Origin of the sequence: Streptomyces sp. NBC_01352, from assembly GCF_036237295.1 — a bacterium.
Taxonomy (GTDB): domain Bacteria; phylum Actinomycetota; class Actinomycetes; order Streptomycetales; family Streptomycetaceae; genus Streptomyces; species Streptomyces plumbiresistens.
In genome coordinates this window covers 6,097,206-6,112,383 of record NZ_CP108354.1, presented here as the reverse complement: position 1 = coordinate 6,112,383, position 15,178 = coordinate 6,097,206, and the positions used below count along the sequence as shown (strand labels likewise).

Annotated in this window: 12 protein-coding genes; 5 read left to right on the top strand and 7 right to left on the bottom strand. The window is 71.9% G+C overall.

Going from position 1 to position 15,178, the window contains the following annotated elements; translation table 11 throughout:
* Positions 1-183: 183 nt before the first annotated feature.
* Complete coding sequence (gene purU / locus OG252_RS28530; RefSeq protein WP_266437820.1) at positions 184-1,065, bottom strand: formyltetrahydrofolate deformylase; 882 nt, start codon at positions 1,063-1,065, stop codon at positions 184-186.
* A 47-nt stretch (positions 1,066-1,112) separates the two neighbouring features.
* Positions 1,113-1,613, bottom strand: a complete 501-nt coding sequence (locus OG252_RS28525) for an SCO4402 family protein (RefSeq protein ID WP_266437817.1) — start codon at positions 1,611-1,613, stop codon at positions 1,113-1,115.
* A 117-nt stretch (positions 1,614-1,730) separates the two neighbouring features.
* On the opposite strand from OG252_RS28525, the gene OG252_RS28520 reads away from it, so the two are divergent.
* Entirely contained in the window at positions 1,731-3,038 is a 1,308-nt protein-coding gene (locus OG252_RS28520) for an ABC transporter substrate-binding protein (protein WP_266437814.1), read from the top strand.
* 14 nt (positions 3,039-3,052) lie between these two features.
* On the opposite strand, the gene OG252_RS28515 is transcribed toward OG252_RS28520, so the two are convergent.
* Complete coding sequence (locus OG252_RS28515) at positions 3,053-5,101, bottom strand: hypothetical protein (protein WP_329339667.1); 2,049 nt, start codon at positions 5,099-5,101, stop codon at positions 3,053-3,055.
* Between the two features lie 224 nt (positions 5,102-5,325).
* On the bottom strand, positions 5,326-6,711 hold the full coding sequence (locus OG252_RS28510; protein WP_266437809.1) for a transcriptional regulator: 1,386 nt from the start codon (positions 6,709-6,711) through the stop codon (positions 5,326-5,328).
* A 284-nt stretch (positions 6,712-6,995) separates the two neighbouring features.
* Between OG252_RS28510 and OG252_RS28505 the strand changes: the two genes are divergently transcribed.
* The 3 genes from OG252_RS28505 (at position 6,996) to OG252_RS28495 (ending at position 10,156) form a co-directional block, all read left to right on the top strand.
* Positions 6,996-7,658, top strand: a complete 663-nt coding sequence (locus tag OG252_RS28505) for a bifunctional DNA primase/polymerase (protein WP_266437807.1) — start codon at positions 6,996-6,998, stop codon at positions 7,656-7,658.
* Positions 7,659-7,766: 108 nt separating this feature from the next.
* A complete protein-coding gene (locus tag OG252_RS28500) occupies positions 7,767-8,561 on the top strand; it encodes an ABC transporter ATP-binding protein (RefSeq protein ID WP_266437805.1) in 795 nt (264 codons plus the stop codon).
* Positions 8,558-10,156 (top strand): transporter, encoded by a 1,599-nt coding sequence (locus OG252_RS28495; protein ID WP_329339664.1) that lies wholly within the window; start codon positions 8,558-8,560, stop codon positions 10,154-10,156. Before OG252_RS28500 ends, OG252_RS28495 begins: the two co-directional genes overlap by 4 nt.
* 145 nt (positions 10,157-10,301) lie before the next feature.
* Here the strand turns inward: OG252_RS28495 and OG252_RS28490 are convergent, their stop codons facing one another.
* Entirely contained in the window at positions 10,302-11,264 is a 963-nt protein-coding gene (locus OG252_RS28490; protein ID WP_266437801.1) for an alpha/beta fold hydrolase, read from the bottom strand.
* A gap of 637 nt (positions 11,265-11,901) precedes the next feature.
* Positions 11,902-12,594: a metal-dependent transcriptional regulator gene (locus OG252_RS28485; RefSeq protein WP_266437798.1), complete on the bottom strand. Its 693-nt coding sequence runs from the start codon at positions 12,592-12,594 to the stop codon at positions 11,902-11,904.
* Between the two features lie 239 nt (positions 12,595-12,833).
* Between OG252_RS28485 and OG252_RS28480 the strand changes: the two genes are divergently transcribed.
* On the top strand, positions 12,834-13,589 hold the full coding sequence (locus OG252_RS28480) for an SIS domain-containing protein (protein ID WP_329339661.1): 756 nt from the start codon (positions 12,834-12,836) through the stop codon (positions 13,587-13,589).
* 70 nt (positions 13,590-13,659) lie between these two features.
* Here the strand turns inward: OG252_RS28480 and OG252_RS28475 are convergent, their stop codons facing one another.
* Positions 13,660-15,078 (bottom strand): PAS domain-containing protein, encoded by a 1,419-nt coding sequence (locus OG252_RS28475; RefSeq protein WP_329339659.1) that lies wholly within the window; start codon positions 15,076-15,078, stop codon positions 13,660-13,662.
* Positions 15,079-15,178: the final 100 nt, after the last annotated feature.

Here is a 15,178-nt window from a genome sequence, read left to right as displayed (position 1 = left end):
TTGCGGATTCGTCGGCGGCTGCGGCTGCGTGGGGGCTGGTCGCGCCCACGCGGCGGAGCCGCAAATCGACACAGCCCCGCGCCCCTGAAGGGACGTCCACTGCACGTACTTCAGGGGCGCGGGGAACTGCGCGACCAGCCACATCCAACCCGCAGCCGCCCGACAGCAGAACCCCCCGAGCTACTAGGCGAACACAACCGTCCGCCGCCCGTTCACCAGAATCCGCCGCTCCGCATGCCACTTCACGGCCCGCGCCAGCGCCTGGCACTCCACATCGCGCCCGATCGCGACGAGCTGGTCCGGCGTCACCTCGTGTCCGACCCGCTCGACCTCCTGCTCGATGATCGGCCCCTCGTCCAGATCCGCCGTCACATAGTGCGCGGTCGCACCGATCAGCTTCACCCCACGCGCATGCGCCTGGTGGTACGGCTTCGCGCCCTTGAAGCTCGGCAGGAAGGAGTGGTGGATGTTGATGATCCGGCCGTTGAGCTGCTTGCACAGGTCGTCGGAGAGCACCTGCATGTAGCGGGCGAGGACGACCAGCTCGACGTTCTCCTCGCGCACGAGCTCGAGCAGCCGCGCCTCGGCCTCCGCCTTCGTGTCCTTCGTCACCGGGATGTGGTGGAAGGGGATGTCGTACGAGCCCACGAGCTCGGCGAAGTCCGTGTGGTTGGACACCACGGCGGCGATCTCCACCGGCAGCGCGCCGATCCGGGTGCGGAAGAGCAGGTCGTTCAGGCAGTGCCCGAACTTGCTGACCATCAGCACGATGCGCATCTTGTCGTCGGCCCCGTTGATCTGCCAGTCCATGTCGAAGGCGTCACCGATCGCCGCGAAGCTGGCCCGCAGCTTGTCCACGGTCACCGGCGCCTCCGCCGAGAAGTGGACCCGCATGAAGAACAGTCCGGTGTCGTGGTCGCCGAACTGCTGACTGTCCTCGATGTTGCAGCCGGTCATGAAGAGGTAGCTCGACACGGCGTGCACGATGCCCTGCTTGTCGGGGCACGAGAGGGTGAGGACGTACTGGTCTGAGGGGGCGGCGGCTCGGCTGGACTGCGCGTTCATGCAGCACAGGGTCCCATATCCGGCGCCGGGGCCGTCCCGCCGTCTCGCTACGCAGACCGCGTCAGGATCCGCAGCACCTCGAGCGTGCTCGGCGGCGTGTCCGGGTCCTCCCCGTCGGCCACCGCCATCCGTACGTGCGCGTCCCGCGCCGCCCGCACCGCGTCCGGCCAGGCCTCGTGCTCGACGTAGACGGAGACCGGGGCGTCCGGCCCGACCTGGTGCATGATCCGCAGCACGCGCAGGACGGCGGTGTCCACGAGGGCCGCCTCCTGGGAGTCCCGGAAGATCGTGCCGACGTACTTCTCGGCGGACCAGTTGTCCAGCCAGGTGTCCTCGACCAGGCGGTACACGGCGTCGGTGACGTCCCCGTACCCGTCGACGCCGGCCAGCCAGACGTTCTGCTGGAAGACCGGATCGGAGAGCATGTGCAGCGCGGAGCGCACATTGCTGCGCCAGCGCCACCACGGCATGTCGTTCTGTGGCATGCCGCCCATGGTGGACGAGCGACGGCCGTGACGGGAAGAGTTCTCCGAACCTTGCACGGTCATCGATCGTACGTTCTCCCCCTCGGGGGCCTCACCCCACCCCGCTGTTCACCTGCGCGTCACCGTCGCATAACCAAGGGTCACTCCCAGGTTAGCGGTGTGACGGAAGCGTGTGTGCCCATGAGCGGCAGGCGACCCATCCGCAGCACCTTCCTCCCCATGTTCACCCGGCCGGGCAGAGCCACCGCCCTCGCCTCGGGGGCCCTGGTGGCGTGCGCGTCACTGACGGCCGGTTGCGGGGTCGTCCCCGGTGGCACGGGGGGCTCCGGGGACGATCCGATCAAGGTGATGACCTGGGCACCGCAGAACACCGACGCCACCAACAAACCCGGCATGCCCGCCTTCGCGCAGGCCTACGCCCGCTGGATCAACGCCAAGGGCGGCATCAACGGCCGCAAGCTCACCGTCCTGACCTGCAACGACCGCAATGACAGCGTGGCCGCGGCGAAGTGCGCCCGGCGCGCGGTCAAGGAGGGCGTCGTCGCGGTCATCGGCTCCTACAGCCAGCACAGCGACTCCTTCTTCCCGCCCCTGGAGGGCGAGGGCATCCCCTACATAGGCGGCTACGGCGTCACCACCGACGAGTTCACCAGCCCCCTGTCCTACCCCGTGAACGGCGGCGCCCCCACCCTCCTGGCCGGCCTCGGCAAGGCCCTCGCCCCGAGCTGCGGACCCGTGGCCCTGATCCGGCCCGACACCATCGCCGGCGACGAACTCCCGGTGCTGCTCGACTCCGGTCTGACGGCGGGCGGACACGCGGTCGCGGAGGACCTGCGGGCGGCCGAGGACGCCACCGAGTACTCGGAGAAGTCGGAAGAGGCGCTGGAGAGCATCACCACCGACCCCGAGAAGAACGGGTGCGTGGTCCCCTCGATCGGCGACCGCACCGGCACCTTCATGGACTCCTTCCGCCGCGCCCGCGAGGACTACCCGGAGGTACGCACCGGCACCGTCCTCGGCAGCGTCGACCAGACTGTGATCGACGCCTCCGGCGGACCGTCCGGGCCGTACGAGGGGTCGTACATCACCGGCTGGTACCCCGTGGAGACCGATCCCCGCTGGGACACCATGAAGAAGGTCATCAGCGAGAAGGCCTTCGGCGACAACCGGATCGACCCCGCGGACGCCGGTGTGCAGACGACCTGGATCGCCTACGCGGTGTTCAAGGCGGCCGTCGAGTCCCTGGGTGACGGAGAGATCAGCGCCGACGCCGTGCGCCGGGCCCTGGACCACGGGCTCGAGGTCGACACCGGCGGTCTGACGCCGACCCTCCGCTGGGAGTCCCAGGCCGAACTCGCCTCCGTCGGCTTCCCGCGCCTGGTCAACACCGACGTGACCCTGCAGGTCGTACGGAACGGGCGGCTGGTGTCGGCGAAGAAGGGCTTCACCGACGTGACGAACACGTTGAAGAACGCCGACCTGAACTGACCGGCGGGTCCCGTTCACAGCTGGGTCGGCTGGCGCTCCGTCAGGCCGTACGTCTTCGCGATCGCGTTCCACAGCCGGGCGGCCCTGGTCTTCTCGGTGCTGGCCGTGCCGCTCGCCCGGTTGCCGGCCTGGGTCTGGCCGGTCACGACCGCCTGGCCCTTCTTGCAGCCCTTCTTGCCGGCCGCCTGGTCCGCCCAGGCCGCGTAGTGGTTGTCGGCCGCCGCGGACGCCTTCCACGCCTTGGTGAGGGCGTCGGTCAACTGAGCGTTGGCGGGCAGCTTGTCGACCGCGAGGCCGGAGAGCCGGGTGACGAGGTCGGTGCGCTGCTGGGCCGCGGCCCGCAGATCCTTGGCGGCCTGGCCGAGGCTCTTGCAGGTCTTGACGTTGGCCACCGCGTTGATCACCGCGGTACGGCTGTCTCCGCTGTCCGCCAGCAACTTGTCCAGCGCGACGGCCTGTTCCTTGGCCGGGTCCGCCGACGGCGAGGCCGACGCGTCGGTCGCGGGGGCCGTCGCGGAGACGGTCTGGTTCTTGTCGGTCTGGTCGTCGCTCCCGCCACCGGCGAGCAGCGCGCCCGCGCCGATACCGAGGACGGCGATGCCGATCCCGACGGCGGCGATCAGCGGCACCCTGGAGCCGGAACGGCCTCCTCGCCGGCCGCCGTCACCTCCGTCGTCGTACGCGGCGGCCTGGGGCGGACCGGCGTAGGGCGGCTGCGCGGACTGCCCGTACGGCGGCCGGGTGCCTTGCCCGTACGGCGGCTGGGCGCCGGGCTGCTCGAAACGCGGGAGCTGCTGGGTCGCCCCGGCCGGGGCCGCGCCGCCGGGCCCGCTGCGGAAGAGGTTGTCGAACTCGGCGGGCGGCTGCCGGTCCCCGCCCGTCTGTCCGGGCACGGGCGCTATGTACTGCGTGGCCTCGGCGTCGGGGCCGGACGCGGGCGGCAGCGGCCCCGCGGAGGGCATCGGACCGGCGGACGGCATCGGACCGGCGGCGTGCTGAGGTCCCGCTCCGGCGCGGTGGCTGCCGCCGCCCTGCGGGGCGCGGCCCAGGAACTGCGTCGACTCGCCGGACGACTCGGCAGGCACCTCGGGCGGCAACGCCCCGGGGCCCACCGGCGGGATGTACTGCGTCGCCCCCTCGTCGGCGGCGGCGGCCGCGACGGGCGGGAGGTACTGGGTGGCGCCCTCCTCAGCGGGCGGCAGGGGGGCGGCATGACCGCCGCCACCGTGCAGGACGGGCGGGAGGGGGGCGTTGGGCATGCCGTGCCCGGGCGCCGGGAGGGCGGGGTTCGGGGCGCCCTGCCCTGCGGGCGGCAGGGGCGCCGAGGCGCCAGGAGAGCCGTACGGGTCGGCGGGCGGCGCAGAGGCACCCTGTGCGGGCGGGAGGGGCGCCCCGGCGGCGGGAGAGCCGTAAGAGTCGGCGGGCGGCAGGGATGACGCGGCGACAGGAGAGCCGTACGCGTCGGAGCCGTAGGCGCCGGCGGGCGGCTGAGCCGTCCCCGAGGCCGGAGAACCGTAGGTGCCCGCGGATGACTGGGGCGGGCCCCCAGCCGAAGAACCGTAGGCGTCGGCCGACGGGGAAGACCCCTGAGCGCCACCATGCCCAGCAGGCGAAGAACCGTAGGCGTCGGCGCCCGCCGAGCCGTACTGGCCCGGCGGCGGCGTGGGAGAGCCGTACGCGTCGGCACCGTACGCCTGGGTGTCCTGCGGCTGCGGGTTGCCGCCCTGTGCGCCCCAGGACTGTTCGGGGGCGCCCCACGACTGGTCGGGCGTGCTCCAGCCCTGGCCCGGCGGCGGGGCCGGGGCCTGGTGCTGCTCGGGGCCCCACGGCGTGCCCCAGGCCTGACCGCCGGCCGGACCGGACGCCTCGCCGGGCGTCGGCGCGTGGTGCCCGGCGCCGGTCTGCGGACCGCCGTAGCCGCCCTGCCCGCCGCCGTATTCGCCGTTTCCGCCGTACCCGCCCGTCATTCCCGGCAGCAGGGGTTCCCCGCCGTCGGAGGGCAGCACGATGCCTTCGCGCGCCTCGCGCGGCGAGGGCTCCTCGCCCTGTCCACTCTGCGTCACCGGGACTCCTACGAATGGGGGAACTTCGGAATCGTCGGCTCACGCTACCGGGTCTCCCGAGCCGGGTGCCACGCAGCTCATGACGTGACCTGCGTCCCTGTGACCGCGGTAACAGATCACCATGCGCACGGTGACAGAACCGGTCCCCCATCCGCTACATATGGCCCCTCTCCGCCTCCGGCGCCTTCGTTTCCCTGCCGTTCATGCCCTCGTACCCCGCGCTTTCAGGCCGCCGCCTGGAGGTCGAGGCGTGCCCCGAACTCCCTTACCACCGCCTCGTCCCGGTACGGCTCCAGCCGCTGCTGGAAGTCGTCGAGGTACTCGGCGCCCCGGTTGGAGCGGAGGGTCTCCAGCAACTCCACTGCTTTCATGCCGGTGTTGCAGGCCTGCTCGATCTCCCGCTGCTGCACCTGCGCGGAGGCCAGCAGCACATAGCCGATGGCCCTGCGACGGGCCCGCGACTCGGGGTGCCCGTCCAGCGACTCCTGCGCGCGCCGCGCCGCCGCCTCGGCCTGTCCCAGGTCCCGGTGGCAGTGCGCCAACTCGTCGGCCAGGTAAGCCTCGTCGAAGTGGGCGATCCAGGCCGGGTCGTCCCCGGCGGCCGGGTCGGCCTGTTCCAGCGCGCTCACCGCCCGCCCGGACGCCGCCTGGGCCGCCCGCGCGTCGCCCATCAACGCGTGCCCGCGCGCCTCCGCCGCGTAGAACATCGACTCCGCGCGCGGAGTCACGCGCCCACGCGCCCCCTCCTGCGCCGCCCGCGCCAACTGCGCGATCTCACGCGGGTTTCCGAGCTGCGCGGCGAGGTGGCTCATGGAGGCGGCGAGAACGTACCCGCCGTAGCCGCGGTCGCCGGCCGCCTGCGCGAGCCGCAGGGCCTGGATGTAGTAGCGCTGGGCGAGGCCGGGCTGGCCGGTGTCGACGGCCATGTAGCCCGCGAGTTCGGTCAGCCGGGCCACCGCGGCGAACAGGTCGCGGCCGACCGCCTCCCGGTAGGAGCCCGCCAGCAGCCCGGACACGACACTGTTGAGGTAGTGCACGACGACCGGGCGTACGTACCCGCTGCCGTACTGGTGGTCCAGGTCGCACAGCGCCTGGGTCATCGCGCGCACGGCCGCCACGTCGGACTGCCCCACCCGTGGCCCCGCCGAACGCGCCACCTGCGCGTCGGGCGAGGAGATCAGCCAGTCGCGGCTCGGTTCGACCAGCGCGGACGCGGCGACGGAGGAGCCGGACAGGAAGTCCCGGCGGCCCACGTCACTGCGCCACAGCTCACACACCTGCTCGATGGCTCCCAGTACCGTCGGCGAGAACTGGAGGCCCACGCCCGAGGCGAGGTTCTTGCCGTTGGCCATGCCGATCTCGTCGATCGTGACCGTACGGCCGAGTTTGCGGCCCAGCGCCTCCGCGATGATCGCCGGGGCGCGGCCGCGTGGCTGCTGTCCGCGCAGCCAGCGCGCCACGGACGTCTTGTCGTACCGCAGGTCGAGACCGTGCTCGGCGCCGCACATGTTGACCCGGCGGGCGAGCCCCGCGTTGGAGCAACCCGCTTCCTGGATGAGCGCCTGCAGCCGTTCGTTCGGCTGCCGCGCGACGAGAGGCCTTGCGGCCATGGCGTACCCCCTGTGGCTGCGGTGCCTGCCCACGCACCGAGTTGACGTGTCTTCCACCGAAAAGATCCGGCCGTGAAGATCAATGCCCCGCCGACACAGCGAAAATGCGAGGCATGCGAGGATTGCCGGGGTAAAGGCGGGTGCCGCCCCCACACCTGGCTACCCAGCTCACGCCCTGCTTCCTCCTGCGCGCCCCCACACATGCATCCATGCGCCCCAGATGCGGAACGGATGCTCCTCCCCCGCGCGCGCGACGCCCGTAACTCCAGGTGGGCGCGGGAGTTGTGTTCAGCGTGGAAGAGACGATCGCGGGCACCGAAGCCGTTCAGATTCCGAGGCAGCGCGGGGAATCGCTGCTGGAGACAGCCGTACGCTACGCCGAGGAGCGCCACTGGGACGTCTTCCCCGGCACCTGGCTGGAAGCCGTCGACGGGGTGCAACGCTGCTCGTGCGGCGACGCCGCGTGCGCCGTGCCCGGAGCGCACCCGGCGCGGGCGGACTGGGAGACGCAGGCGACCGGCAGTGCGACCGTTGCGCGCCGGATGTGGCAGAAGCAGCCGACGGCTTCGATTCTGTTGCCGACGGGGCGGACGTTCGACGCGATCGACGTGCCCGAGACCGCGGGGTTCCTCGCGCTGGCGCGCATGGAGCGGATGGAACTGACGCTGGGCCCGGTGACCCTCACTCCTGACCGGCGGATGCAGTTCTTCGTGCTGCCCGGTGCCTCCGTGAAGGTGCCCGAGCTGGTACGGAAGCTCGGTTGGTCACCGTCCTCGCTCGATCTGGCGGCGCTCGGTGAAGGTGCCTACGTGGCGGGGCCGCCCAGCCGGTTCGGGACGCGGGGGGCCGTGCAGTGGGCCTGCCGGCCCACCCCCGCCAACCGGTGGCTTCCCGATGCGGAGGAGTTGATCTCGCCGCTCGCCTATGCGTGTGGGCGGGATCGGTAGTTTCGCGGCCACAGTTCGTTCGTGGTTGCTCGCGCCTGCGCGGCGGAGCCGCATATCAGGCACAGTCCCGCGCCCCTTGGAGGCGTTGTCCCACCGTAGGGTGCATCCATGACGTCGGGAGCAGTGACGGGTGCAGCGGCCGTACGTGTGCGGGGGCTCTGGAAGCGGTTCGGGCAGCAGGTCGCCGTGGCCGGGATCGATCTGGATCTGCCCGCCGGGAAATTCATCGGGCTCGTCGGGCCCAACGGTGCCGGGAAGACCACCACGCTCTCCATGATCACCGGGTTGCTGCGGCCCGACCAGGGATCCGTCGAGGTCGTCGGGCATGACGTCTGGCGGGATCCGGTGGAGGTGAAGGCGCGGATCGGGGTGCTGCCGGAGGGGCTGCGGCTGTTCGAGCGGCTGTCGGGGCGCGAACTGCTCGCCTACTCCGGGCGGTTGCGCGGGCTGCCCGGTGCCGAGGTCGACAAGCGGGTCACCCAGCTCCTCGACGTCCTCGACCTGGCCGGCGCGCAGCACAAGCTCGTCGTCGACTACTCGACCGGCATGCGCAAGAAGACCGGGCTCGCGGCCGCACTGCTCCACAACCCCGAAGTGCTTTTCCTGGACGAGCCGTTCGAGGGCGTCGACCCGGTGTCCGCGCAGACCATCCGGGGCGTGCTGGAGCGCTACACCGCCTCCGGCGCGACCGTCGTCTTCTCCTCCCACGTCATGGAGCTCGTCGAGTCGCTGTGCGACTGGGTGGCGGTGCTGGCCGCGGGCCGCATCCGCGCCCAGGGCACGCTCGCCGAGGTCCGCGGCGACGCGCCCACCCTGCAACAGGCGTTCCTGGAACTCGTCGGCGCGAACGCCCGCGACACCGGCTCCCACCTCGACTGGCTGGGCGGCGGGGCGACCCGATGAGCGGCACCGCGGTATCCATCACTCCTGTCGTCGTACGGCTGAAGCTGTCCCTGCTGCGCAACGGACTGCGGCAGTCCAGTGGCCGGCGGGCCGCCTACGTCGCCTCGGTCGTCGCCGTGCTCCTCGTCTCCGCGGTGCAGCTGCTCGGCCTGATCGCGCTGCGCGGACACGAACACGCCGCGTCCGTGGTGGTGCTGCTGGTCGGGGTGCTGGCGGCGGGCTGGGCGGTGATGCCGCTGTTCTTCCCCGGCGGCGACGAGACCCTCGACCCCACACGCCTGGTGATGCTGCCGCTGCGGCCCCGCCCACTGGTCCGGGCGCTGCTCGCCGCCTCCCTGGTCGGCATCGGGCCGCTGTTCACGCTGTGCATGCTCGCCGGGGCCGTCGTGTCGGTCGCGCACGGGGGTGTGGCGTACGTCGTCGGTGTCGTCGGTGTCGTCCTCGCGCTGCTGGTCTGCGTGGCGCTCGCGCGGGCCGTCGCCGCCGCCAACCTCCGGCTGCTGACCAGCCGCAAGGGCCGGGATCTGGCGGTGCTGAGCGGGCTGGTCATCGCGATCGGGGCGCAGGTCGTCAACTTCGGTGCGCAGCAGCTGGGTTCGAGCGGCCTTGGCCAGCTGGACGGTCCGGCCGACGTGCTGAAGTGGGTGCCGCCCGCGTCGGCGATCGGGGCGGCCGACTCCGCGAGCGAGGGGTCGTACGGCATCGCCGTCCTCCAGCTCGCCCTGACCGCCGCCGCCCTGGTGGCCCTGATCGCCTGGTGGTCGCGGCATCTGACCCGGCTGATGACCGCGCCGGACGGCTCCACACTCCAGGCCGCCGACTCCGGCGCCCGCGAGCGGACCTCCACCGGCCTGTCCCGGCTGCTGCCCGCCGGCCGCACCGGCACGGTCATGGAACGCAGCCTGCGCTATGTGTGGCGCGACCCGAAGACCAAGGCCGCCTGGGTGACGTCCCTGGCCATCGGCCTGATCGTGCCGGTGTTCAACGCCTTGCAGGGCAGCGGCTCGATCTACTTCGCCTGCTTCGCCGCCGGGATGCTCGGCGTGCAGATGTACAACCAGTTCGGGCAGGACACCTCCGCGTTCTGGATGGTCGCGATGACGATCTCCTCGACCCGGGACGCCTACGTCGAGCTGCGCGCCCGCGCGCTGGCCCTGCTGGTGATCACCCTGCCGTACGCCACCCTCGTGACCGTCCTGACGACGGCCCTGCTCGGCGACTGGCCGAAGCTGGCCGAGGTGCTCGGGCTGTCCTTCGCGCTGCTCGGGGCGATGCTGGCGACCGGGGCGTGGACGTCCGCGCGCTTCCCGTACTCCATCCCGCAGGAGGGCTACAAGAACGTGGCCCCCGGGCAGTCCGGGCTCGCCTTCATGGCCATCCTCGGCGGCATGGTCTCGTCGGCCCTGCTGTGCGCCCCGGTCATCGCCGGCACGATCTGGCTGAACGTCAGCGAGGGCGGCGACGAGTGGAGCTGGCTGCTGCTGCCGGTGGGGGCGGTCTACGGGACGGCGATCACGGTGGCGGGGCTGCGGCTGGCCGCCCCGCGCACGGCTCGGCAGCTGCCCGAGATCCTCACGGCGGTCAGCAAGGGGTGAGCTTGGCGTGGCCCGAGAGGCCGGCGTCGGCCGCACCCCCAGGGGCGCGGGGAACTGCGCGACCAGCCCCCGAGCACCCGCACTCGGCACACCGCACAAACCCCCACGCCCGTAGCCGCCGGCCCGCCGGTCCTTGGGGCCGGTTTCAGCCGGTGACGTCCGCGAGGACCGTGTCCAGGAACGGCTCCACCGCCCCCCGCCAGGCGTCCGGCTGGTCGTAGTGCACGAGGTGGCCGGCGTCGGCCACCTCCGCGTACTGGCCGCGGGGCAGCACGCGGACCATCTCCTGAGCCTCGGCGCGGCCCAGCTCCCCGTCGAGACCGCGGACGACCAGGGCGGGACACTGCACCTGCGCGAGCTCCTCCCAGTGGGCGTCGTACACCCAGGTCTCGCGGGACTCGAGCATCTGCTCCGGCTCGAAGACGGGGCGCCAGCCGTCGGGGGACTCCTGCATGACCTCGGCGTAGAACTCGCCGCGGGCCGGGTTCGGGCGCTCCACCCAGGGATCGTCCTCGCCGAACCACTTACGGACGTCGGCGAGCGTGGCGAAGGGCATGGGCCAGGCCTTGAACCAGTCCTCCCATTCGCGCTGCGAGGCGGCGCCGAGCGCGGAGGCCCGCATGTCGCAGATGATCACTCCGCGGACCAGGTCGGGGCGCTTGGCGGCGAGCTGCCAGGCGGTCAGGGCTCCCATCGCGTGGCCGATCAGGACGGCCGGCCCGAGCCCGAGCTGTTCCAGAGCCGCCTCGGCGTCCTCGACGTACGCCTCACGCGTGTAGGACGCCCGTGGGGGCTTGTCGCTCTGGCCGTGACCGCGCTGGTCGAGGGCGACGGCTCGGTGCCGCTCGGAGAGCCAGCGGGCGGTGGACGCCCAGTGCGAGGCACGGCCCATCAGGCCGTGCAATAACAGCACGCCGGGAGCCCGCTCGGCCTCCCCGGGCCCGGACTGCGGGGGCACGGCCTGCTCCGCGGCCCGTCCCTCCACGCCCTGCTTCGGTACGGCCTGCTTCTGTACGTCTTGCGCCGGGTCGGTCTTGGGAGGATCGCCGAACTCCCAGGCGGCGAGCCGTACGCCGCCCGCCCCGGTCACGTCGATGCGTCGCGCCATTTGGTCCTGGCACCCCCCTAGCTCCGCTCGGACCGCTCGCTCCCGCTCTAGGCGGCGGGTCCTGTGAACCGCGTCCTGCCTGACGTGTATTTCGTACCTGCCCCACACCCCTGAAGCGCAGGTTCCACGTGATGCGTCACCGCAGACTATCGAATACCTATTCGAAAATGCCGCACTCGCCGACAACACCCCTCGTTCGAGTGACCACACTCAAGGAATGATCGGCGCCGCCGAGGGGAGATCTTCAGCGGGAGGCGGACCGCTCGGGGAAAACGGTCCGAAGGGGATGACCCTGAGAGCTCGGGGCTCCGGGTCAGCACAGGGGAGGACAGGCCCCGGCGCCGCAAGGCGCCGGGGCCATCCACACGACTGCGGCACATCTTCCCGCCCCCTCCCCGGCCGGACACGGCATCGCTGCCGGACCGCGACCAAGAACCCTCAGGTCATATGCCTCACGCGACAGCCTCGCACGGGAAGCGTCCGAGCGCTGCGATTCGGCACAGTGAATCTTGGATTCGACGAGATCGCCGAGAGGCCTGCGCCAGACCCACGGAGGACCACAACTGCCCCACCGGTCTCGGCAGTTGAGACGGTGGCCGCCGGAGTCGGTCGTACCGCCGAACCGCCCATCAGCTACTCAGCGCTTGGCGACGAACACGTGCGACGCCACGTCCGCCTCCAGCTCCGCCGCCTCGCCGCCACTGCCCACGAGCACGCCGCCCGCCGACTCCGTCACGCTCACCACCGAGCCGGGCTGCACGCCCGCCCGGCGCAGCGTGTACATCAACTGCGCGTCCGTCTGGATCGGCTCGCCGATCCGGCGCACCACGACCGTCTTGCCCTCGATGCCCGGGTCGAGATCAGCGAGCGACACCATGCCCTCGTCCAGGAACGGGTCCGCGCCGTCCTTCTCGCCCAGCTCCTCCAGGCCCGGGATCGGGTTGCCGTACGGCGACTCGGTGGGGTGGCGCAGCAGCTCGAGCACCCGCCGCTCGACGGCCTCGCTCATCACGTGCTCCCAGCGACACGCCTCCGCGTGCACCTGCTCCCACTCCAGACCGATCACGTCGACGAGCAGGCACTCCGCGAGCCGGTGCTTGCGCATCACGCGCGTGGCGAGTCGGCGACCCTCGTCCGTGAACTCCAGGTGGCGGTCGCTGGCGACGGACACGAGGCCGTCGCGCTCCATCCGCGCCACCGTCTGGCTGACCGTCGGCCCGCTCTGGTCGAGCCGCTCGGCGATCCGGGCGCGCATGGGGACCACACCTTCCTCCTCCAGCTCGAGGATGGTGCGGAGATACATCTCCGTGGTGTCGATCAGTCCGGACATACGTGCCCCTTGATGAGATCTGCCGGAAGCACGACAGCTTCCCGGCTTGTGCGCTGGCCCTGGCATCAATTCTGCCGGATACCACTGACAAGCGTGCCGCGCCGTTGAAACCAAGCGGTTACAGGGCGGTTCGCACGGTTCGCAACGGCCGTATTGACATCCCACTGGTCCAGACCGCACCGTGATCCGCGGCACAGACGCCGACGCTACACAGACTCCGACGCTCCGAAGGGGCCCGCATGAGCGACAGCAAGCCGGCCGGTCAGTTCTTCGACGCCGCGATCGGCCTGCTCCGGCGGGTCCAGGACGAGGAGGCCGGCACCATCGAGGCGGCCGGCCTGCTCCTCGCCGACACCGTCGCCTCCGGCGGCCGGCTCTTCGCCTTCGGCGCCGGTCACTCCTCCCTCGCCGCGCAGGACGTCGTCTACCGCGCCGGCGGCCTCGCCCTGATGAACCTGCTGGCCGTCCCCGGTGCCGTCGGCGTCGACGTCATGCCCGCCACGCTCGGCTCCGCCCTGGAGCGCGTCGACGGCCTCGCGAGCGCCGTCCTCGACTGCTCCCCGGCCCGCGCCGGCGACACCCTCGTGATCATCTCCCTCTCCGGCCGCAACGCCCTCCCCGTGGAAATGGCCCTGCACGCCCGCGACCTGGGCCTGAAGGTCATCGGCGTGACATCGGTGGCCTACGCCACCGAGACCACGTCCCGGCACCACTCCGGCACCTACCTCAAGGACCACTGCGACATCGTCCTCGACTCGAAGATCGCCACCGGCGACGCGGAACTCACCCTCGACACCATCCCCGCCCCCTTCGCCCCGGCCTCCACGGTCGTCACGTCGGCCATCCTCCAGGCCGTCATGGCCACCGCGGCTGCAAGCCTGGCCGACCGGGGCATCGAACCGCCGCTCCTGCGCTCTGGGAACGTGGACGGGGGCCATGAATGGAACGGGCAGGTGTTCGAGAAGTACGGGGAGCGGATCTTCTACCGGCACTAGAACCGACAGTGCCTTGAAGATCTGGGGGACCCACGGGCGGCAAGGGGAACCACGGGCGGACGCGGCGGCGCTACTCCCGCCCCAGCACCTCCGCCAAATCCAGCGCGGACCCGATCCGAACCGCCACATCCTCCGCGTACCCCGCGTCCTGCCGCTCGAACTGACTCCGCCCGGCCCCCCGCAAAAACGTCACGACCCCGAACGTCCGCCCACGGCTCCGCAGCACCGCACACAGCGCGTGCACCGCGTCCGAGGGCCACTGCCGAGTCTCAGCCCACTCCTGGGCCTCCTCCGCCCGCACGGCGGCCCCCACACTCGCCCGCACCGACCCGATCCGCTCCACGCACTGCAACGCCGGATGCCCCTCCGCGTACCGCACCGGCAGCCCCGCCCGCCCGGTCAGCAGACTCGGCCCCGGCGCCCCGGAGGGCGTCGCCGCGACCCGCACCAGCCGTACGGAGTCCGTCACCGCCCCGTCCGCCACCGCACCACCCGCGACCCGGTCGATCAGCGCATGGTCCGCGAACCCGGCGAGCGCGAAGTCCAGGTGGACGGCGGCCGCCTCCCGCGGATCCTCACACTCCGCGGCGGCCCGGGCCGCCCGGTGCAACTGGTTCGTACGGAACCGCAGCAGCGACGCCTCCTGCTCACCCTGCTTGGCCTCCGTCACGTCCTGGAACAGCCAGCCCACACCCAACGGCACAGGCTCCTCCGCGAGCGGCGACGCCAGCCGCACGAACCCACAGCGCCAGCAGCGCCGCTGCTCACCGTCCGGCGTACGCACGCTCACCCAGATCTCGGCGGGCGCCGGCGGCGCCCCCTCCGCCAGCACATGCGTGAGCGCGCTCTCCAGCTCCTCGACACCCTGGGCGAGCAGATCCCCGAGCGGCCGCCCCAGTACCGACGTACGCCCGACACCCAGCGCCCGCGCCGCATGCGCGTTGACGACCGCCGGCCGCAGATCCGCGTCGACGAGCACGACACCCCAGCTCGCGTCCTCGAACAACGCCTCGCTCAGCGCGATGGACCGCTCCAGATCGATCTGCGCGTGCACCTCACTGAAGGCGCAGTACAACCCCGCGGGCTTCCCGTCCGGCCCCCGCACGGCCGCCGACTGCGTCCGCACGAGCACCCGCCCGCCGTCCTTCGTCAGCAACGCGAACTCGTGCACCTGCCGCCCGGGAGCGTGCATCGCGGACAGCAGCCGCCCCTCCACGTCCTCGGCGTCGGCAGTACGCACCGCCCACCCCGCGAACCCGTGCCGCCCCACCGCCTCGGCCGCGGTCCACCCCAGGATCCGCTCGGCCTCGCGATTCCAGTGGGTCACCACACCATCCGCGTCGAACGCGCACAACGCCGCGTCCATCCCGTCGAGCAGCGCGGCCAGCAGATCCGAGCCGTCCGAGCCGTCCGAACCCTCCGGACCGTCCCGCTCGGGCTCGTCCGGCCCGATCTCGTCGGTGGTCCCACTACGCCGGGAAGCACTCACCTGGACCCCCTGCAGGCTGCCGCGTCCGCACGTACGGCACGTCGGTTCGCTCACTAGCAATCATCTAACTGGAACGTGACGCAGCACACACCGAGTTCCC

Coding starts and splice junctions, on each gene's coding strand:
- purU (WP_266437820.1), bottom strand. CDS start 1,065: ATGAACGCGCAGTCCAGCCGAGCCGCCGCCCCCTCAGACCAGTACGTC.
- OG252_RS28525 (WP_266437817.1), bottom strand. CDS start 1,613: ATGACCGTGCAAGGTTCGGAGAACTCTTCCCGTCACGGCCGTCGCTCG.
- OG252_RS28520 (WP_266437814.1), top strand. CDS start 1,731: ATGAGCGGCAGGCGACCCATCCGCAGCACCTTCCTCCCCATGTTCACC.
- OG252_RS28510 (WP_266437809.1), bottom strand. CDS start 6,711: ATGGCCGCAAGGCCTCTCGTCGCGCGGCAGCCGAACGAACGGCTGCAG.
- OG252_RS28500 (WP_266437805.1), top strand. CDS start 7,767: ATGACGTCGGGAGCAGTGACGGGTGCAGCGGCCGTACGTGTGCGGGGG.
- OG252_RS28495 (WP_329339664.1), top strand. CDS start 8,558: ATGAGCGGCACCGCGGTATCCATCACTCCTGTCGTCGTACGGCTGAAG.
- OG252_RS28490 (WP_266437801.1), bottom strand. CDS start 11,264: ATGGCGCGACGCATCGACGTGACCGGGGCGGGCGGCGTACGGCTCGCC.
- OG252_RS28485 (WP_266437798.1), bottom strand. CDS start 12,594: ATGTCCGGACTGATCGACACCACGGAGATGTATCTCCGCACCATCCTC.
- OG252_RS28480 (WP_329339661.1), top strand. CDS start 12,834: ATGAGCGACAGCAAGCCGGCCGGTCAGTTCTTCGACGCCGCGATCGGC.